A 17,747-nucleotide genomic window follows, 5' to 3' on the forward strand; every position below is an offset into this window, starting at 1 on the left:
TCAAAGACTGGAGACGCGTGGCAACCCGCTACGACAGGTGTCCCAAGGTCTTCCTCTCGGCCATCGCGCTCGCAGCCGTCGTCATCTACTGGTTATGAATCCTGACCCTAGTAGGGATAAGCATCTGTGGCCAATGAAAAAATCAAGACGGCTACCGAAGTTGTCACCGGGTTCATCGACGAGCAAGCGAAGGACGAAGACCTTGATCCTGACACTGTAAAATCGGTCGGCGCACTGCTTCATGAAGGCAAGCTGACCAAGGTCAATCTGCTTCGGCAGCTCGAAGTTCTGCGCAAGGCAGCGATCAATACTCAGGCAGATGAAGGCGGTGCAGATGACTAAGCTGCGTTCCCTCAAAGCCACCGGTTTCCGTGGCGCCCGGTTTGAGTTGCCGCAGAAATTCACCAAGAAACATCGAAGCCTTGCGATCTATGGAGAAAACGCCGCTGGCAAAAGCACGATCACCGACGCGCTGGAATGGTTCATCCGTGACCGGATCATCTTGCGGCATGCCGATATCGTCGGTTTTCTGGACGAAACCAAGGGACGAAAGCGCGAAGCGATAGCGCGTATTATCGGTTTTGACGAGACCATTCAGTTTCGATCAGTCATCCAGCAGTCGCGCAACACCCTGCAAAAAGACGGTTCCTACAAACCGTCAGAAATCCAGATTCTCGACGCTCAGTGCGTTTTTCTGGATAAATTCTCGACGAGGTTCGACAACATCACCCATTAGCTTGGTGAACAGATCGTCAGCTTCCACCATATCGTCAACGCGCACTTGCAGCAGCGTGCGTGCATCCGGGTCCAAAGTCGTTTCCCAAAGCTGGCCGGGGTTCATCTCTCCCAGACCTTTGTAGCGCTGCAAGGACAGGCCCTTTTCCCCTTCTTCCAGAATGGCGCGCAACAGGTCCAGCGGACCGTGGATCAATTGGCTACGATCACGGCGGATCAACGTGGCCGAAGTGTTGTAGACCTCTTGCAGGCTTTGCGTGAAGTTGCCTGTTTTGCGCGCTTCTCCCGACCGCAACATCGGGCCGTCCAAGGTGCGAACCTCTTCGACACCACGCAGAATGCGGGCCAGCCGAATTCCGTGATCCTGTGTGATCCGGCCCTGCCAGCCACGCTCATACTCCAGCGCGATCAGGTCCAGACGGGCGGCAACCTTGTCAGCCACCCCTTGCAGGTCTGCGTCCACCGCACCCGGCACAAAGGCACCTGCAACGGCGGCCTGTTCCAGGATGTGGCGCGGGTAGTGCGTCGGGAAGGCGTCCAGAACGCGTTTCAACTGGCGCGCTTCGTCCACCACGCGGGCCAGGTCCTGCCCGGTGATCTCTTCACCCGAACCCAGTTTCAGCACGGCGCCCTCGATCCCCTGGTTGACCAGATAATCGTCCAGAGCCGCCTGATCTTTCAGATAAACCTCTGATTTTCCACGCGAAACTTTATAAAGCGGCGGCTGCGCAATATAAAGATACCCACCTTCGATCAGCTCAGGCATTTGCCGGTAGAAGAACGTCAGCAGCAGAGTCCGGATGTGCGCACCGTCCACATCCGCATCGGTCATGATGACAATCTTGTGGTAACGCAACTTTTCAATATTGAACTCATCACGGCCGATACCCGTGCCCAGAGCCATGACAAGATTACCGATCTCTTGCGAGGACAACATCCTGTCAAACCGCGCGCGTTCCACGTTCAGGATCTTACCGCGCAGAGGCAGAACCGCTTGTGTCAGCCGGTCACGGCCCGTTTGCGCCGACCCTCCGGCTGAATCACCCTCGACAAGGAAGACTTCGGTTTTGGACGGGTCTTTTTCGGAACAATCCTTCAGCTTCCCCGCCAGATAGTTCACATCCATTGCCGTTTTGCGGCGGGTCAGTTCACGCGCCTTGCGCGCGGCCTCGCGCGCCAGTGCAGCTTCGATGATCTTGCCGACGATCGCCTTGGCCTCGGTCGGGTTTTCTTCGAACCACTCGGCAAGTTTTTCGTTCATCAGACCCTCGACCGCTGGGCGAACCTCGGAACTGACCAGCTTGTCTTTGGTTTGCGACGAGAATTTCGGATCAGGCACTTTGACCGACAGCACACAGGTCAGACCTTCGCGCGCGTCATCACCGGTAAAGCTGACCTTTTCCTTTTTCGCGATCCCGCTGGACTGCGCGTAGTTGTTGATCGTCCGGGTTAGGGCACCACGGAAACCCGCCACATGGGAACCGCCATCGCGCTGAGGAATATTGTTGGTAAAGGGCAGTACAGACTCGTGATAGCTGTCATTCCACCACATTGCGATTTCCACACCGATATCGTCGCGCTCGCCCTTGATATAGATCGGCTCGGACATGGCAGGGGTTTTGGACCGGTCGAGGTACTTGACGAACTCCTTGACCCCACCTTCATAGAACAGCTCGGTTTCCAGCCGTTCCGCCGGACGCTCGTCAATCAGGATGATCCGAACGCCCGAATTCAGGAAAGCCAGTTCGCGCAGGCGTTTTTCCAATGTCTCGAATGAGTATTCAAGGTTCGAGAATGTGTCGGTCGAAGCCAGAAACCGCACCTCTGTTCCTGTCCGGTCCCCGCATTCGCCAACAACCTTCAGGTGCTCAACGGTTTCGCCACCTTCAAATCGCGCGATGTGCTCTTTGCCATTGCGCCAGACGCGCAGTTCCAGCCAATCCGAAAGCGCGTTCACCACGGAAACACCCACACCGTGCAGGCCGCCCGACACCTTGTACGAGTTGCTGTCGAATTTCCCACCGGCGTGCAGCTGGGTCATGATGACCTCGGCCGCCGACACGCCTTCTTCCGGGTGGATGTCCACCGGAATACCGCGTCCATTGTCGCTGACCGAAACACTGGAATCGGCGTGAATTTTCACCGTCACATGGTCGGCATGACCCGCCAAAGCCTCGTCAATCCCGTTGTCGACAACTTCATACACCATATGGTGCAGACCCGAGCCATCATCCGTGTCCCCGATATACATGCCGGGGCGTTTGCGAACTGCCTCCAAGCCCTTAAGAACCTTGATAGAATCTGCGCCGTATTCTTGGGGGGCCTGTGCGTCTTCGGACATTCAGTCAGTACCTATATTATTTTGGTAACTTATACGTTTTCTGGTAGGGATTGTCACGCCATCCCCCAATATTTTGTGTTGTTCCGGATCGTTTTTTGCCGCCCGAAAAAGGGATCACAAACGATCGATATCAGAAGCGATATCCGCGGCAATTTCCAACGCGTCGACATCCTTGCGCTCGGCCGACAATCGCAGCCCGAGAATGTCCGACTGATACCGTGCCGCCAGTCGATCCGGATCATGTCCCGCCCCGATTTCACCGGCATCCTGAGCCCTGCGAAACAGATCAGCGAAACAGCCTTTCATTTCCGCCATGTGATGCGCCGCCTGATCCGCAAGGTCATGATCCTTCGCCTTCAACTCGGCATATGTCTTTGCCAACATGCAGGCCTTTGCCGGGGTCTCGACCGCTTCGATCACCAATCGGGGCTGCGCTTTCAGCGCCTCCTTCGGACCCAGTCTCTCTGCCAGGGCCTTTAAGCGCGCCACACCTTCTTGCGTATAACTCTCCAGCGTCAGCGCATAGAGCGCATCTTTCGACCCGAACGCCGCATAAAAACTGCCAGGCTTCAGCTTCAGTTCCCGCTCCAGATCCTTCAGCGATGTACCAGCCCAGCCCTGACGCCAGAAGATATCCTTCGCCTTCGCGATCAACACGTCACGATCGTATGCGGGTTTGCGGGGCATCAGCATCACCAATTTTTGAACGTTCACTCAAGTATATTCTTGAGCGTTCACTCAAGAAACCCTAAATACGACCCATCGCGCCAGAAACAGGAGTTCCGACATGGCCAATTTCCCGTCTCACGACCTCGAAACCGCGCCTGAAGCGTCCAAACCGCTGCTGCAAAAGTCTCAGGCCGCTTTTGGTCGCTTGCCCGGCCTGCATAAGGTCATGGCCGAAAGCCCTCAGCATCTGGAAGGCTATCAGGTTCTGCACGGCCTGTTCCTGCAAACTGATTTCGACAATGATGAGAAAACCGTCGTCTGGCAGACCATCAATGTGGAAAACGAATGCCACTACTGCGTGCCCGCCCACACCGGGATCGCCAAGATGATGAAGATCTCGGACGAGATATCGGACGCCCTGCGTAACGAAACTCCGTTGCCTTCAGCCAAACTCGAAGCACTGCGCACCTTCACCCTGCAAGTGATGGAAACCCGCGGCAACCCGACCGGCGACCAGCTTCAGGCGTTCTTTGACGCGGGCTATTCACACCGCGCGGTTCTGGATGTCGTGCTGGGTCTGGCCCAGAAAACCATGTCGAACTACGTCAACCACATGGCCAAAACCCCGGTGGACGAGGTTATGCGCGGCTTTCTGTGGGAACGCAAAGTCAGCGAACCGGCCTAAGCGGTCACGACCGAGCCCTGATCGCTATCGGTAACGATCAGCGTCTGGGCCCGGTCGCCCATTTCCGCAAACAGTTCGGGCCCGGTACCCGTCATCCAGGCCTGAGCGCCCAGCGCGCAAATCTCGTCATAAAGCGCTGCGCGCCGCCCAGCATCCAGATGCGCGGCCACCTCATCCAGCAGAACGATCGGAGGTGCGCCCAGCATCGCCGCCAGCGCCCGCGCATTGGACAGGATCAGCGACACCAAGAGCGCTTTCTGCTCACCAGTGGAACACTCCCGTGCCGGCACGCCCTTGGCCGCGAACACACCGTACAGGTCGGACCGATGCGGCCCCACCAGGGTCCGGCCCGCTGCCAGATCCCTGAACCGGCTCTCGCTCAACGCGTCTCGCAAATCTTCCGCTGTCTCGGGCATTGCGCCTTCGGTTTGCACCAACTCCAGTTCGGCAGAAGGAAAGACTGTTTCCGCCCGGTCCTGCGCCGCCCGCAGAAGATCCAGCGACCTCAACCGCGCGGTATGGATGCGGTGCCCCGTCTCGGCCAACTGCCCTTCAAGCGCCGCGTACCAATGCGCGTCCCTGATCTGCTCTTTCAGCAGACGGTTACGTTCGCGCATCGCTTTTTCATAAATCAGCGATGTTTCAGCGTGGGCCGGGTCAAAACTCAGCGCGATACGGTCCAGGAACCGACGGCGTCCCTCAGCCCCTTCAATCCACAGTCGGTCCATGGACGGGGTCAGCCAGACAACCCGCGCAAGTTTCCCCAGATCGATCTGGGTCGCCGACTTGCCATCAATTCTCACCTGTCGCGCTGCGCCGCCCTCGGACCAGGTTTCAATTTCAAACCGCTGCCCCTGAGCGTCCAGCAACCCGGACAGTTTCCAACCCAACGCCTCGGGCCGACGGGTCATCACGGCCGCGCTCGCCCGCCGCATCCCGCGACCGGGCGAAAACAACGACACCGCTTCAAGAATATTGGTCTTCCCGGCCCCGTTCGGCCCGTGAATGGCAACCGGCCGGCCGTCCAGAGTCAACCGCGCCAGCTTATGAGATCGAAAATGCGAGACCGTTAGCTCGGTCAGGGCCAATCCCATGACCCCTCCCTTCATCTTTTCAAAAATACTCCCGCCGGAGGCATCGCGCGTCCGCGCGATCAGACGCGCATCGGCATGACGACGTATACAGCGCTCAGGTCGTTGCCTTCACGCATCAATGTCGGGTCACCAGCCGAGTTGAACAGGAAAACTGCATTCTCACGATCCACCTGAGACGCAATCTCCAACAGGTATTTGGCGTTGAAACCGATCTCCAACCGCTCATCCCCGTAAGCGACGGCCAATTCCTCCTCGGCCGCGCCGCTGTCAGGAGCATTCACCGACAAGATCAGCTTGTCGCCTTCCAATTGCAACTTCACTGCCCGCGACCGTTCCGACGAAACAGTCGCCACGCGATCTACGGCCTGCGCGAATTCAGCAGCATCCACTTCAAGCTTGCGGGTATTTCCTTGTGGGATAACACGTGTGTAGTCGGGGAAGGTGCCGTCAATAACCTTCGACGTCAGCGTGATATCCGGCGTGGCAAAGCGTACCTTGGTTTCACTGACCGAAACGGCGATATCCATCTCGTCGTCATCCAACAGCTTGCGCAACTCGCCCACTGTTTTGCGAGGCACGATCACGCCCGGCATATCCGCCGCGCCATCCGGCAAATCTGCGTCAATTCTCGCTAGCCGGTGGCCATCGGTGGCCACACAACGCAACACTTTTCCACCCTCGGACCCATCCGCCACATGCATGTACACACCGTTCAGATAGTACCGGGTCTCTTCGGTCGAGATGGCGAATTTGGACTTGTCGAACAACCGGCGCAGCAATGCTGCCGACGCGCTGAAATTCGATTGATATTCCGAGGACGCCATCACCGGAAAATCTTCTTTTGGCAGTGTCGCCAGCGAAAAATTCGACCGACCCGCTTCAACTGTCAGCCGTCCTGCGGCGCTGTCAGCAGTCAATGTCACCAGCGCACCGTCCGGCAGTTTGCGCACAATCTCATGCAGGGTTGTTGCCGCGACGGTCGTCGCGCCCGCCTTTTCGACCTGTGCGGGTGCCTTATCGACCACTTCGATATCCAGATCGGTGGCACGGAACTGGACCTGATCGCCTTCGGCCTCGATCAGGACATTGGCAAGTATAGGAATGGTATTGCGACGTTCTACAACGGACTGAGCCTGCGAAACGGCTTTAAGAAGGGTGCCGCGTTCAATGCTGATCTTCATACCCTCAATTCCTCTGACTTGCGTACCGACATGGGCGGGACTGGCACGTTAGCGGTTCCACCCCGAGGCACAAGGATTTTTTACGGATTTCTGGGTTGGAATGCACCAACCGTCAAGTGCGGCGTGCCCCACACGCCTCAGTTCTGGTGCAACCGTGGATTCTTACGCACAAAAAACGCCCCGGCACAGAAGTCCGGAGCGTTTCTTAGCACTACTGGCCCGGTTCAGGCTTCGAGAGAACGGCGCAGCATTTCCACGTCTTCAGCGATCTGACCATCGGTCAGTTTCAGCTCTTCAATGCGCTTGACGCCATGCATGACCGTGGTGTGGTCGCGCCCGCCGAACCGGCGGCCGATCTCTGGCAGCGACCGGCTGGTCAGCTGCTTGCACAGATACATCGCCACCTGACGAGGGCGCGCGTAGGATCGCAGGCGCTTGGGACCGATGATATCAGACATGCGGATGTTGTAGTATTCGGATACTTTCCGCTGAATCTCTTCAACCGTGATCTTACGCTCGGATGCGCGCAGGACATCTGCCAGACAATCCTGCGTCAGCTCCATGTCGATCTCGCGTCCAACCAACGAGGCAAAGGCAAACAGACGTGTCAGAGCACCTTCCAGCACGCGGACATTGGTCGAGATACGATGAGCCAAAAATTCAAGGACGCCATCTGCAATCGTCAGGTCGGGATAGGAACTGCTATATTGCTGGACCTTGTTCTGAAGAATGCCCAGACGCAATTCATAGTCGGTCGGATGCAGGTCAACGACCAAACCACATTGAAGGCGGGACTTTACACGATCTTCCAGATCCTTGATTTCGCCCGGGGCGCGGTCGGCCGAGATGATGATCTGCTTGTTCTGATCCACCAGCGCATTGAACGTATGGAAAAACTCTTCCTGAGTAGAATCCTTTCCGGCAATGAACTGCACGTCATCGACCATCAACACATCGACCGAACGGAACAAATGTTTGAAATCCATCATCCGGCGTTCCCGCAGGGCCTGCACGAAGCGATACATGAACTGTTCGGCTGACAGGTACAGGACATTCAGTTCCGGATGCTTGGTTTTCAGCTCCCAGGCAATTGCGTGCATCAGGTGGGTCTTACCCAGACCCACTCCACCATACAGAACAAGCGGGTTGAATGTTACCGGGCCACCTTCGGACACACGGCGCGCGGCAGCATGGGCCAGCTCGTTGGGTTTGCCCACCACAAAACTGTCAAAGGTGAAACGTGAATCGAGCGGCGCGGCCTGCAACGACTCCAAAGCGTTCTGCGCACTATCCGTCGCCGCTAAGGGTACCGGCTCTGGCTGAGTTTCGGTGACCACCTTGGCTGCGGGCTTGGGACGCGCGGGAGAGTTGGCAGCAACACGGAAGTCCAGACGCTGAACGGTTTCCCCAGCCGTATTCAGCTCGTACAAGATGAGGTCCGCAAAATTCTGGCTGACGTAGTTCCCCATAAAGTTCGTTGGCACGGAAAAAACCGCCACACCATCCTGCAGCTCTTTAAATTCCAGAGGCTCGATCCATGTGGTGTAATTATTCCGACCGACAGCCTTCAGCAATTTGTTACGCAGTAGTCCCCATTTCTCTTGTGTCATTCAGCGCCTCACGCATCCCATTCTTATTGGCCTGTCGGCCTTATCATACGAAGCCGGTTGCCCGGTCTTGCATTCACACGCCCAAAGGGAACCTGTCGCCAAACCTAACGGCTTGGCGGGATTGCCCCTGAAAGTTCGGTGCACCCGGATTTTCGACGCTCAACAATAAATGAGCGTCCCGAAACTCGGGCTGCACGTCACAATCTCAATTTTCAGACAGGGCCGAGAATCCCGGATAATCCGGACTTCGCGGCAGATCGGCAGCCCAGCTTGCGCCAGTCGTCGACGAATGTTTCCTGATCGATCTGATGCCCGTCAGTCCGATCGAGTAAACAGCCTGTCCCCCCAAGCGAGTGAATCGCTGACATCAGTGGTAGCAACTTGAAATGGGGCGCGGCAACGAAACTCTGATATTGACTCGGGTCTTTGGTCGAAAGAATCTCTCGGTTTCGTGAAGGCGCGGTATTCCGGCAACACGAAAAAAGGCGCCGCAATGCGCAGCGCCTTTGACATTAGTTCAGCCTTGCTGACTTGACCTAGGGTAACCCGCAGGCTTCAACCCAGAGCTTTGACCCGGGCCGACAGGCGCGACATTTTACGCGCAGCAGTGTTCTTGTGGAACACGCCTTTGGTGACGCCGCGCATCAGCTCGGGCTGGGCGGCGCGCAGTGCTGCGGTTGCCGCATCTTTGTCACCGGATGCAATCGCTTCTTCGACTTTACGCAGGTAGGTGCGGATGCGCGAACGACGCGCTTTGTTAACAGCGAAACGCTTTTCGTTCTGACGGGCGCGTTTCTTTGCCTGGGGCGAATTTGCCATGTGTCTCTGACCTTCGTTCGGTACGGTTATCAAGGGTTGCGCGCCACGGATATATCCGCACCGGATCAGAAATCACGAGTGTGAGTCGGGCCAAGCGGGCCGCACGCGCATGTATTGCGGCGCTCATTACCGAACATTTTAAGGATTGCCAAGCCGATTCTTGGATCTCACAGACCCGGCAAAGAAAAGGCGGGCAACACCCGCCTTTCATTAATCTCTTGCGATTTACTTGTCGCGAAACTGCGCAGCCCGCTTTTCAAGAAACGCCGCCATGCCCTCTTTCTGGTCTTCGGTGGCAAACATGGAATGGAAGACCCGACGCTCAAACAGCATACCTTCACTCAGCGGAAGCTCGTAACTGCGATTGACCGCTTCTTTTGCCGCCGCTGCCGTAAGTGCCGATTTCTCGGCTATTTTTTGCGCCGCGCCGACGGCTTCTTCGATCAGCTTCTTAGCCGGTACGACCCGGCTGACCAAACCAGAGCGCTCAGCTTCGTCCGCGTCCATGAACCGCCCAGTCAGGTTCATGTCCATCGCCTTGGACTTGCCGACAAAGCGCGTCAAACGCTGGGTGCCGCCCAACCCGGCTATGACGCCAAGGTTGATTTCAGGCTGGCCGAATTTTGCAGTGTCCGCAGCAATGATGAAATCGCAAAGCATTGCCAACTCGCATCCCCCACCCAGAGCATAGCCCGCGACCGCGGCGATGATCGGTTTGCGAATAGCGGAAACCCGATCGTTTGCATCAGCAAAAAGGTTGGTTGTGTAGACATCGACAAAGCTCATCTCGGACATTTCCCTGATGTCCGCGCCTGCGGCAAAGGCCTTGTCCGATCCGGTGATGACGATGCAACGCACCTTGTCGTTGCTGTCCGCCTCTTCCAGCGCGGTACACAACTCACCCAGCAACTGGGAGTTCAGCGCATTCAACGCATCTGGTCTGTCGAGTTTGATTAGGGCGACGTGGTCTTCGATTTCGACGATGATCGTCTCAAAAGCCATGAGAAAAAAGCTTCCGGTTGTTCCGTTCAGTTACGAGTCCTTACCACGCGAATTCTCTGGATCAAGCTATCTTTGGCATTGCGCACAGTAGAAGGATGAGCGACCGGACTGGGTGATTCTCTGGATCAGACCATTGCAACCCTCGGTTCGGCAGGGCTTTCCTTCACGACCGTAGACATCAAAACTGTGCTGAAAATATCCAAGTTCTCCATCAGCTTGCCGGAAATCCCGCAGGGATGATCCGCCTGCTTGGATCGCGTCCTGCAACACCTTCCGAATGATGGGAACCAGCGATGCGACACGCGTCGCAGAAATTTGCCCTGCTTTGCGACGTGGCGACACCTTGCCGCGATAAAGCGCTTCGCAAACATAGATATTCCCCAATCCGGCAACGATTCCCTGATCCAGCAGGGCTGATTTGACTGGGGTATTCCTGCCTTTGAGCGCCTCAATCAGGTGTTGCTCGTGGAAATCATTGCCCAAGGGCTCTGGTCCCAGAACCGCCAGAAGCTTGTGATCCTCGGCTGTGGCTGTGGGCAGCAGGTCCATCGCTCCGAACCGGCGTGGATCGTTAAAGGTGATACGCGTCCCGTTGGCCATGTGAAAAACAACATGGTCATGTTTCTCAGCGGCAGGATGTTCGCGCAGGAAATGACCTAGTGGATCCCCTGACACCGTCATTCGCCCGGACATCCCCAGATGGATCAACAATGTCTCGCCGCTGCTGAGATCGGCCAGGATATATTTTGATCGCCGCCGTAACCGATCCACGCGCTGCCCGGTCAGCCGTTCTGCCATGCGTTCGGGAAATGGCCAGCGCAGATCCGGGCGATTCACATCGGCGCGTTCGATCTCGACCCCCTCCATCGCAAGGCTCAGGCCGCGTCTTACGGTCTCGACCTCGGGCAATTCTGGCATTACAGGGCTCCTATTCCAAAGGGCCGCATTGTGCCCCGCTTCCAGAGCCCTATAACAGAAGCGAAATTCGACAAACGGCAAGGCTTATGTCCGACAACAGCGACAACACCACTCATTTCGGGTTCGAAACCGTACGCGAGGCTGACAAGGCCGGGCGCGTGCAGGGCGTGTTCAACTCGGTCGCCTCGAAATATGACGTGATGAACGATGTCATGTCGATGGGTATCCACCGGGTCTGGAAAGACGCGATGATGGACTGGCTAGCTCCGCGTCCCGGTCAGCGTTTGCTGGATGTTGCGGGCGGAACCGGTGACATTTCCTTTCGCTTTCTGAAACGTGCAGGCTATGGCCATGCCACGGTTCTTGATCTGACGGAACCCATGCTGGTCGAAGGCCGGCAACGCGCCGAAGCCGACCAGATGGCCGACAGCCTGAACTGGGTGGTGGGCGATGCCATGGCCCTGCCGTTCGAGGACAACACCTTTGACGTCTACACGATCTCGTTCGGCATCCGGAACGTGACCCGCCCGCAAGAGGCCCTGAACGAAGCCTTTCGCGTGCTGAAACCCGGTGGCCGCCTGATGGTGCTGGAGTTCAGTCAGCTTCCCAATGACGGGTTGCAAAAGCTCTATGACCTCTACAGTTTCAATGTCATTCCACGCATGGGGAAGCTGATCGCGAATGATTACGACAGCTATCAGTATCTGGTGGAGTCGATCCGTAAGTTTCCTGATCAGGAAACCTTCCTGAACATGGTCCGAACTGCTGGCTTCGAAAACGCCAAATACCGCAATCTCAGCATGGGTATCGCCGCGCTGCATTCCGGCTGGAAAATCTGACACATGCGTGGCCCACATAATATCATCCGCCTGATCCGAACGGGTGCCACGCTTGAGCGCACCGGTGCCATGAATGTCGTGCTGGATGCATTCGAAGCCCCGCGCCCGCTTCGCGTCATCGCTCATGCTTTGGGCAAACCGTTTCAGTGGCTGGGCTACAAAGGCGACCCGCAGATGCCACCCGCAACCCGTGCCCTGACCGCTTTGGGTCCGGCATATATCAAATTCGGGCAGGTGCTTTCCACCCGCCCTGATGTCGTCGGCAACGAACTGGCAGAACAATTACGTGTCCTACAGGACAAACTCCCGCCTTTTTCCCGGACAAAAGCCATGGCCGAGGTTGAAAAGGAACTTGGACAGCCAGTGGCGGACGTGTTCTCTGAGTTCAGTGAACCTATTGCAGCCGCGTCCATCGCTCAGGTCCACAAAGCCAAACTGGTTAGCACAGGCGAAGATGTCGCCGTCAAAGTTCTGCGCCCGGGGATCGAGCGCGCATTTCGCAAGGATGTGGATGCATTTTATTTCGCCGCTCGCATCGTGCAGCTTTTCGCCCCCGGTGCCCGCCGTCTGAGGCCCATGGAGGTCATTGAACATTTCGACGGCGTTGTTCGGGGCGAACTGGATCTGCGTCTGGAAAGCGCTGCCGCCTCGGAATACGCGGCCAACACAAAAGACGACACAGGGTTCTGGCTGCCGCCCGTCTTGTGGTCACTGTCGGCACGGCGCGTGATGACACTCCGCTGGGCCGACGGTGTTGCATTGGGTGAAAATGACGCACTGGACGCCGCAGGCCACGATCGCCGCGACCTGGCTGAACGTGTGCTGCGTCTATTCCTTCTTCACGCCTTGCGCGACGGCTATTTCCACGCCGATATGCATCAGGGCAACCTAAAGGTCGCCGCCAACGGTGACATCATCGCTTATGATTACGGTATCATGGGCCATATCGACGAATACACGCGCCGGGTCTATGCCGAGATCCTGTTCGGTTTCATCCGCCGCGACTACAAGCGCGTGGCCGAAGTGCATTTCGAAGCCGGTTACGTTCCTGCACATCAGGACGTCGATGAATTCGCCCGCGCCCTGCGTGCGGTTGGCGAACCGATCTTCGGTATGGATGCCTCGCATATTTCGATGGGCCGTTTGCTAAGCTATCTGTTCGAAGTGACAGAGCGTTTTGGCATGGAGACACGTACCGAGCTGATCCTCCTACAGCGCACGATGGTCGTGGTTGAAGGTGTTGCCCGGTCACTGGATGACCACATCAATATCTGGGAAGTCGCCCGCCCCGTGGTCGAAGATTACATTAAACAATCCATCGGCCCGCGCGCCGCGCTTCGTGACTTTGCCAAAACCGCTTTGGTTCTGGCACGCTTTGGTCCGCGCCTGCCGACATTGGTCGAAAACGCGTTGATTGCACAGACACACAAAGAAGAACCGGAAAACTCGGGTCTTTTGCCAAAAATCCTGCCAGCCGCTCTCGGTGCAGTTGCCGGCGCAGCCATAGTTTTGTTGATCACGACACTCGGCTGGTTGTGATCCACAGCTTCATCTGGCTGAAAACATCCTCGGGGGGAATCGCGCCTTGCGCGATGGGGGGGGCAGACAGCCCCCCTTGCCCAAACCTGGATCAGAGCCGCTCGATGGCAATGGCTATCCCCTGACCGCCACCAATACACATGGTGATCAACCCTTTTGATCCACCTGTACGCTCCAACTCGTAAAGTGTCTTCATGGTAATGATGGCACCCGTCGCACCGACAGGATGTCCCAGGGCAATCGCACCTCCATTCGGGTTCACTTTCGCTGCATCCAACCCAAGCTCCTGATTGACGGCCAGCGCCTGCGCGGCAAATGCTTCGTTGCTTTCGATCACATCGAAATCTTCCACCGAAAGACCCGTCTTCCTGAGCAGGTTTTGCACGGCCGGTACCGGGCCAATACCCATGACTTCGGGGCGCACGCCAGCATGTGCATAGCCGATTACACGCGCTTTTGGCTTCAACCCGGCCTTTTCCGCCGCATCCGCCGTTGCCAGAACCATCGCCGCCGCGCCATCGTTGATGCCCGAGGCATTGCCTGCCGTTACACGCCCATCTTTCTTGAACACAGGTCGCAACCCGGCCAGCGCTTCGGCGGTCGTCGCTTTGGGATGCTCATCAACTTTGAAATCCACCATGTCCCGCTTGACCTTCACCTGAACGGGCACGATCTGGCTTTCGAAATATCCGGCTTCAATTGCGGCGGCAGCGCGGGTCTGGCTGGCAAGGGCGAATTCGTCCATCTGTTCACGGCTGATCTGGTGTTCATCGGCAACGTTCTCGGCCGTCACACCCATGTGCCCTGTGCCAAAGGGGCAGTTCAACGCACCCAGCATCATGTCCAGTGATGTGACATCACCCATTTTCGCGCCCCAGCGTGCCTGTGGAACAATGTAAGGGCTTCGCGACATGCTTTCTGCCCCACCTGCCACGGCAAAATCGGCATCGCCAAGCATCAAGGACTGCATTGCCGACACGATCGCCTGTGCGCCTGAACCACACAGTCGGTTTACATTCATCGCAGGGGTGCCGTTCGGAATCCCGGCCTGCATCGCGGCAACGCGCGACAGGTACATGTCCCGAGGCTCGGTGTTGATGACATGACCAAACACAACATGCCCGATTTGAGCACCTTCTACCCCTGACCGCTCCAAGGCCGCTTCGGTGACCACCGTCGCCAGATCAATGGGCGCGGTTGACGCAAGTGCGCCACCAAAAGTTCCAATCGCGGTGCGCGCACCATCCAACAATACGATGTCTGTCATGTCTTTCTCCTCTTGGAATCGTCGTCAGTATGCACATGCAGCATGATCCTGTCCTATAGGACGTGCCGTCACGGATGGAATTGACAAGCGGGGTCCCAACACGCATGGATTCCGTCATGACGGAGAACACAGACGATATCCTGAACCTTTTGCCCGCCCGCCTGAAAGACGCACGCCGGGCCAAAGGACTGTCGCTGGAAGCAGTCGCAAACCTGAGTGGCGTGTCCAGATCCATGGTTAGCCAGATCGAACGCGGGGAAAGTAGCCCGACGATCTCGACCCTCTGGAACCTGACCCGTGCGCTACAGGTGGATTTTGCCGGTCTTCTGGAAGGTTCAAAAGCCAGTGATCAGATCGAGGTGCTGCGCGCGTCCGAAGTGCCCAGCATCGACAATATGGGGCAGAACTGCCGCATTCGCATCCTTTCCCCGCCGGAAGAGGCCGGAGGTCATGAGGTTTACGATATCGAGTTCGACAAAGGCGGGGCCTTGAACAGCCAGCCCCATGCGCGCGGCGCGCGTGAGCAGCTGACCGTGCTGGAAGGCGCCGTCAAGGTTACATCGGGCAGTGCCGTGTCGGAACTGAGCCGAGGGGATACCGCCCGCTATGCCGCGGATATCGTGCATTCCATCTCGGCCAAAGAACCAGCGCGGGTGTTTCTGATCGTAAAGAACGCCTAACATCAGCAGATTTCCGCCTTCACGGAAAATTTTCCTGTATATTGAAATTCCCCTATTTGGGAAATCCATCCGCTATGTTAGACGTGCGACTCAGTTGAACGGAGGTCGCCATGGCAGATGCATTCCTGTCCCACATCACGGACACACTCGCGCAGATCGAATCCGAGGGGCTGTATAAGCGCGAACGAATGATCACCTCGCCTCAGGGCGGTGAGATTACGGTTGGCGGCAAACGGGTGATCAACCTGTGCGCCAACAACTATCTGGGTCTTGCGGATCACCCCGCGCTGATCGAGGCCGCAACAAATGCGATGGGTCCGAAAGGATTCGGTATGGCCTCGGTCCGGTTCATCTGCGGGACGCAGGATATTCACCGTGAACTGGAACAGCGGTTGGCGAAGTTCCTGAACAAGGACGATGCGATCCTGTTTGCGGCCTGCTTTGATGCCAATGGCGGGCTGTTCGAACCGTTGCTGGGGCCTGAAGATGCCATCATTTCGGACAGTCTGAACCACGCCTCGATCATTGACGGGGTGCGGCTGTGCAAGGCCAAGCGCTATCGCTATCTGAACAATGACATGAACGACCTGGAAGCGTGGCTGAAGCAAGCGCGCGAGGATGGCGCGCGTCACATCATGATCGCAACCGATGGCGTGTTCTCGATGGATGGCTATCTGGCCAACCTGCCGAAAATTCGCGAACTGGCTGACAAATACGACGCCATCGTGATGGTCGATGATTGCCATGCAACGGGCTTCATGGGGCCGCGCGGTGCAGGAACACCGGATCACTTTGGTGTTGATGTCGACATTCTGACTGGAACTTTGGGCAAGGCACTTGGGGGGGCAATCGGCGGCTACATCGCCGGGCCGCAGCCAGTGATCGACCTGCTGCGGCAGCGGGCGCGGCCCTATCTTTTCTCGAACTCGCTGCCGCCATCCATCGTCGCCGCAGGGATTGAGGCGATCCGCCTGGTCGAAGAAGGCGACATTCTACGCGCGCAGTTGTTCGGAAACGCAAAGTACTGGCGTGCCGGTTTGGAAAAGCTTGGCTTTGACGTTTTGCCCGGCGAACATCCGATCATCCCTGTCATGCTGGGCGACGCGACGCTGGCACAAGAGATGGCCACCAAGCTGTTTGACGAGGGCGTGTATGTCTCGGGCTTCTTCTTTCCTGTTGTTCCCCGCGGGCAGGCGCGGATCAGAACACAGATGAACGCCGCCCTGACGCGGGACGAACTGGACCGCGCTCTGGCGGCCTTTGGCAAAGTCGGCAAGGAACTGGGGGTGATCTGATGCGACCCAACACGATGAAAGCGCTGGAAAAGTCGAAACCCGAAGAGGGGTTGTGGATGGTACAGGCCCCGGTCCCGGAAATCGGGCCGGATGAGGTGCTGATCAAGATCAACAAGACCGGAATTTGCGGTACCGACATTCACATCTGGAACTGGGATGAGTGGGCCTCTCACACCGTTCCGGTTCCGATGATCACTGGTCATGAGTTCGCTGGGGAAATCGTTGAGATTGGGCGCAACGTAACCGGCCTGAACGTTGGGCAGCGCTGTTCCGGCGAAGGGCATCTGATCGGCACTGAAAGCCGTCAAAGCCGCGCAGGCAAGTTTCACCTCGACCCCGGCACGCGCGGGATCGGGGTGAATGAACAGGGCGCGTTTGCGCAATACCTGAAACTGCCTGCCTTCAATGTTGTTCCCCTACCGGATGATATCCCGGATGAGATCGGGGCAATCCTTGATCCGCTGGGCAATGCGGTACACACCGCGTTAAGCTTCGATCTTCTGGGCGAAGATGTCCTGATCACCGGCGCAGGACCCATTGGCATCATGGCCGCCGCCGTTGCCCGCCATGCAGGTGCCCGTAACGTGGTGATTACCGACATAAACGCTGAACGATTGAAACTCTCGGAACATGTCGTGCCGTCGGTGCGGACCGTTGATGTTTCCAAACAAGATTTGCACGATGTCATCGCACAGCTAGGAATGAAAGAAGGCTTTGATGTGGGGCTTGAAATGTCCGGCTCACAAGCCGCGCTTGACCAGATGGTCGAAGCGCTTGTGATGGGTGGGAAAATCGCCTTGCTGGGGATACCGCCGGGGAAATCTCCAGTCGACTGGTCGCGTATCGTTTTCAAGGCGATCACAATCAAGGGTGTCTATGGTCGCGAAATGTTCGAGACCTGGTACAAGATGATCGCCATGCTGCAAAATGGCTTGGATGTGTCCCGCGTGATCACGCATCGCTTTGCGGTTGATGATTTCGCGGATGGTTTTGCCGCGATGAAATCCGGCCTCTCAGGCAAGGTTGTCCTTGACTGGACCTAACCCGCTGGAAAGTTACGAACTCAACGCCTA

At 57.2% G+C, this 17,747-nt stretch carries 17 protein-coding genes and 1 pseudogene; 9 read left to right on the top strand and 9 right to left on the bottom strand.

Translation table 11 applies throughout. The features are described 5' to 3' along the window. From AC2FNC_RS12950 to AC2FNC_RS12960, 3 genes and pseudogenes are all read left to right on the top strand, one after another. Nucleotides 1–98 (top strand): annotated as a pseudogene (locus AC2FNC_RS12950) (IS5/IS1182 family transposase); the annotation flags it as partial. Nucleotides 99–126: 28 nt separating this feature from the next. Further along, a complete protein-coding gene (locus AC2FNC_RS12955; RefSeq protein WP_480519976.1) occupies nucleotides 127–342 on the top strand; it encodes a hypothetical protein in 216 nt (71 codons plus the stop codon). Continuing rightward, complete coding sequence (locus AC2FNC_RS12960) at nucleotides 335–736, top strand: hypothetical protein (RefSeq protein ID WP_496715546.1); 402 nt, start codon at nucleotides 335–337, stop codon at nucleotides 734–736. Before AC2FNC_RS12955 ends, AC2FNC_RS12960 begins: the two co-directional genes overlap by 8 nt. Here AC2FNC_RS12960 and gyrB read toward each other — a convergent pair. Together gyrB and AC2FNC_RS12970 are read right to left on the bottom strand one after the other, a co-directional pair. Continuing rightward, complete coding sequence (gene gyrB, locus AC2FNC_RS12965; RefSeq protein WP_480474814.1) at nucleotides 659–3,076, bottom strand: DNA topoisomerase (ATP-hydrolyzing) subunit B; 2,418 nt, start codon at nucleotides 3,074–3,076, stop codon at nucleotides 659–661. The two genes, AC2FNC_RS12960 and gyrB, sit on opposite strands and share 78 nt — an antisense overlap. Before the next feature lie 114 nt (nucleotides 3,077–3,190). Beyond that, complete coding sequence (locus AC2FNC_RS12970) at nucleotides 3,191–3,763, bottom strand: TetR/AcrR family transcriptional regulator (RefSeq protein WP_480555246.1); 573 nt, start codon at nucleotides 3,761–3,763, stop codon at nucleotides 3,191–3,193. A 100-nt stretch (nucleotides 3,764–3,863) separates the two neighbouring features. On the opposite strand from AC2FNC_RS12970, the gene AC2FNC_RS12975 reads away from it, so the two are divergent. Further along, the gene (locus AC2FNC_RS12975) at nucleotides 3,864–4,430 is read left to right on the top strand and encodes a carboxymuconolactone decarboxylase family protein (protein WP_496715548.1); all 567 of its coding nucleotides are present in this window, start codon (nucleotides 3,864–3,866) and stop codon (nucleotides 4,428–4,430) included. On the opposite strand, the gene recF is transcribed toward AC2FNC_RS12975, so the two are convergent. The 6 genes from recF to mutM all read right to left on the bottom strand — a co-directional run bounded on the left by recF (nucleotide 4,427) and on the right by mutM (nucleotide 11,054). Continuing rightward, nucleotides 4,427–5,524: a DNA replication/repair protein RecF gene (gene recF / locus AC2FNC_RS12980; protein WP_480483966.1), complete on the bottom strand. Its 1,098-nt coding sequence runs from the start codon at nucleotides 5,522–5,524 to the stop codon at nucleotides 4,427–4,429. The two genes, AC2FNC_RS12975 and recF, sit on opposite strands and share 4 nt — an antisense overlap. Nucleotides 5,525–5,583: 59 nt before the next feature. Beyond that, nucleotides 5,584–6,705 carry a DNA polymerase III subunit beta gene (gene dnaN / locus AC2FNC_RS12985; RefSeq protein WP_480483945.1) on the bottom strand — a complete coding sequence of 374 codons (1,122 nt, stop codon included), beginning with the start codon at nucleotides 6,703–6,705 and terminating at the stop codon, nucleotides 5,584–5,586. A gap of 224 nt (nucleotides 6,706–6,929) precedes the next feature. Then, on the bottom strand, nucleotides 6,930–8,315 hold the full coding sequence (gene dnaA, locus AC2FNC_RS12990; protein WP_480488104.1) for a chromosomal replication initiator protein DnaA: 1,386 nt from the start codon (nucleotides 8,313–8,315) through the stop codon (nucleotides 6,930–6,932). Between the two features lie 555 nt (nucleotides 8,316–8,870). Further along, nucleotides 8,871–9,134, bottom strand: a complete 264-nt coding sequence (gene rpsT, locus AC2FNC_RS12995) for a 30S ribosomal protein S20 (RefSeq protein WP_039541017.1) — start codon at nucleotides 9,132–9,134, stop codon at nucleotides 8,871–8,873. Between the two features lie 225 nt (nucleotides 9,135–9,359). Next, nucleotides 9,360–10,136 (bottom strand): acryloyl-CoA hydratase, encoded by a 777-nt coding sequence (gene acuK / locus AC2FNC_RS13000; RefSeq protein ID WP_480474809.1) that lies wholly within the window; start codon nucleotides 10,134–10,136, stop codon nucleotides 9,360–9,362. 66 nt (nucleotides 10,137–10,202) lie between these two features. After that, entirely contained in the window at nucleotides 10,203–11,054 is an 852-nt protein-coding gene (mutM, locus tag AC2FNC_RS13005) for a bifunctional DNA-formamidopyrimidine glycosylase/DNA-(apurinic or apyrimidinic site) lyase (protein ID WP_496715551.1), read from the bottom strand. Between the two features lie 86 nt (nucleotides 11,055–11,140). Here mutM and ubiE point away from each other — a divergent pair, with 86 nt between their 5' ends. Both ubiE and ubiB read left to right on the top strand, forming a co-directional pair. Continuing rightward, nucleotides 11,141–11,893 carry a bifunctional demethylmenaquinone methyltransferase/2-methoxy-6-polyprenyl-1,4-benzoquinol methylase UbiE gene (gene ubiE / locus AC2FNC_RS13010; RefSeq protein ID WP_480474807.1) on the top strand — a complete coding sequence of 251 codons (753 nt, stop codon included), beginning with the start codon at nucleotides 11,141–11,143 and terminating at the stop codon, nucleotides 11,891–11,893. 3 nt (nucleotides 11,894–11,896) lie between these two features. Then, nucleotides 11,897–13,432: a 2-polyprenylphenol 6-hydroxylase gene (ubiB, locus tag AC2FNC_RS13015; RefSeq protein WP_480555252.1), complete on the top strand. Its 1,536-nt coding sequence runs from the start codon at nucleotides 11,897–11,899 to the stop codon at nucleotides 13,430–13,432. Between the two features lie 91 nt (nucleotides 13,433–13,523). Here the strand turns inward: ubiB and AC2FNC_RS13020 are convergent, their stop codons facing one another. Beyond that, nucleotides 13,524–14,699: an acetyl-CoA C-acyltransferase family protein gene (locus AC2FNC_RS13020; RefSeq protein WP_480474805.1), complete on the bottom strand. Its 1,176-nt coding sequence runs from the start codon at nucleotides 14,697–14,699 to the stop codon at nucleotides 13,524–13,526. A 116-nt stretch (nucleotides 14,700–14,815) separates the two neighbouring features. Between AC2FNC_RS13020 and AC2FNC_RS13025 the strand changes: the two genes are divergently transcribed. The 3 genes from AC2FNC_RS13025 (at nucleotide 14,816) to tdh (ending at nucleotide 17,717) form a co-directional block, all read left to right on the top strand. After that, on the top strand, nucleotides 14,816–15,379 hold the full coding sequence (locus tag AC2FNC_RS13025; protein WP_480474804.1) for a helix-turn-helix domain-containing protein: 564 nt from the start codon (nucleotides 14,816–14,818) through the stop codon (nucleotides 15,377–15,379). A gap of 110 nt (nucleotides 15,380–15,489) precedes the next feature. After that, a complete protein-coding gene (locus AC2FNC_RS13030; RefSeq protein ID WP_480606558.1) occupies nucleotides 15,490–16,674 on the top strand; it encodes a glycine C-acetyltransferase in 1,185 nt (394 codons plus the stop codon). A 14-nt stretch (nucleotides 16,675–16,688) separates the two neighbouring features. Beyond that, nucleotides 16,689–17,717: an L-threonine 3-dehydrogenase gene (gene tdh / locus AC2FNC_RS13035; protein WP_480476882.1), complete on the top strand. Its 1,029-nt coding sequence runs from the start codon at nucleotides 16,689–16,691 to the stop codon at nucleotides 17,715–17,717. Nucleotides 17,718–17,747 lie beyond the last annotated feature (30 nt).

It is taken from the genome of Ruegeria sp. BHSA123 (genome assembly GCF_059613425.1).

Bases quoted from the DNA above. Each gene is read 5' to 3' on its own strand.
- AC2FNC_RS12970 (WP_480555246.1), bottom strand. From the start codon at position 3,763: ATGCCCCGCAAACCCGCATACGATCGTGACGTGTTGATCGCGAAGGCG.
- AC2FNC_RS13025 (WP_480474804.1), top strand. From the start codon at position 14,816: ATGACGGAGAACACAGACGATATCCTGAACCTTTTGCCCGCCCGCCTG.
- tdh (WP_480476882.1), top strand. From the start codon at position 16,689: ATGAAAGCGCTGGAAAAGTCGAAACCCGAAGAGGGGTTGTGGATGGTA.
- dnaA (WP_480488104.1), bottom strand. From the start codon at position 8,315: ATGACACAAGAGAAATGGGGACTACTGCGTAACAAATTGCTGAAGGCT.
- AC2FNC_RS12975 (WP_496715548.1), top strand. From the start codon at position 3,864: ATGGCCAATTTCCCGTCTCACGACCTCGAAACCGCGCCTGAAGCGTCC.
- gyrB (WP_480474814.1), bottom strand. From the start codon at position 3,076: ATGTCCGAAGACGCACAGGCCCCCCAAGAATACGGCGCAGATTCTATC.
- ubiB (WP_480555252.1), top strand. From the start codon at position 11,897: ATGCGTGGCCCACATAATATCATCCGCCTGATCCGAACGGGTGCCACG.
- AC2FNC_RS13030 (WP_480606558.1), top strand. From the start codon at position 15,490: ATGGCAGATGCATTCCTGTCCCACATCACGGACACACTCGCGCAGATC.
- acuK (WP_480474809.1), bottom strand. From the start codon at position 10,136: ATGGCTTTTGAGACGATCATCGTCGAAATCGAAGACCACGTCGCCCTA.
- recF (WP_480483966.1), bottom strand. From the start codon at position 5,524: ATGGGATTGGCCCTGACCGAGCTAACGGTCTCGCATTTTCGATCTCAT.
- AC2FNC_RS12960 (WP_496715546.1), top strand. From the start codon at position 335: ATGACTAAGCTGCGTTCCCTCAAAGCCACCGGTTTCCGTGGCGCCCGG.
- rpsT (WP_039541017.1), bottom strand. From the start codon at position 9,134: ATGGCAAATTCGCCCCAGGCAAAGAAACGCGCCCGTCAGAACGAAAAG.
- ubiE (WP_480474807.1), top strand. From the start codon at position 11,141: ATGTCCGACAACAGCGACAACACCACTCATTTCGGGTTCGAAACCGTA.
- AC2FNC_RS13020 (WP_480474805.1), bottom strand. From the start codon at position 14,699: ATGACAGACATCGTATTGTTGGATGGTGCGCGCACCGCGATTGGAACT.
- dnaN (WP_480483945.1), bottom strand. From the start codon at position 6,705: ATGAAGATCAGCATTGAACGCGGCACCCTTCTTAAAGCCGTTTCGCAG.
- mutM (WP_496715551.1), bottom strand. From the start codon at position 11,054: ATGCCAGAATTGCCCGAGGTCGAGACCGTAAGACGCGGCCTGAGCCTT.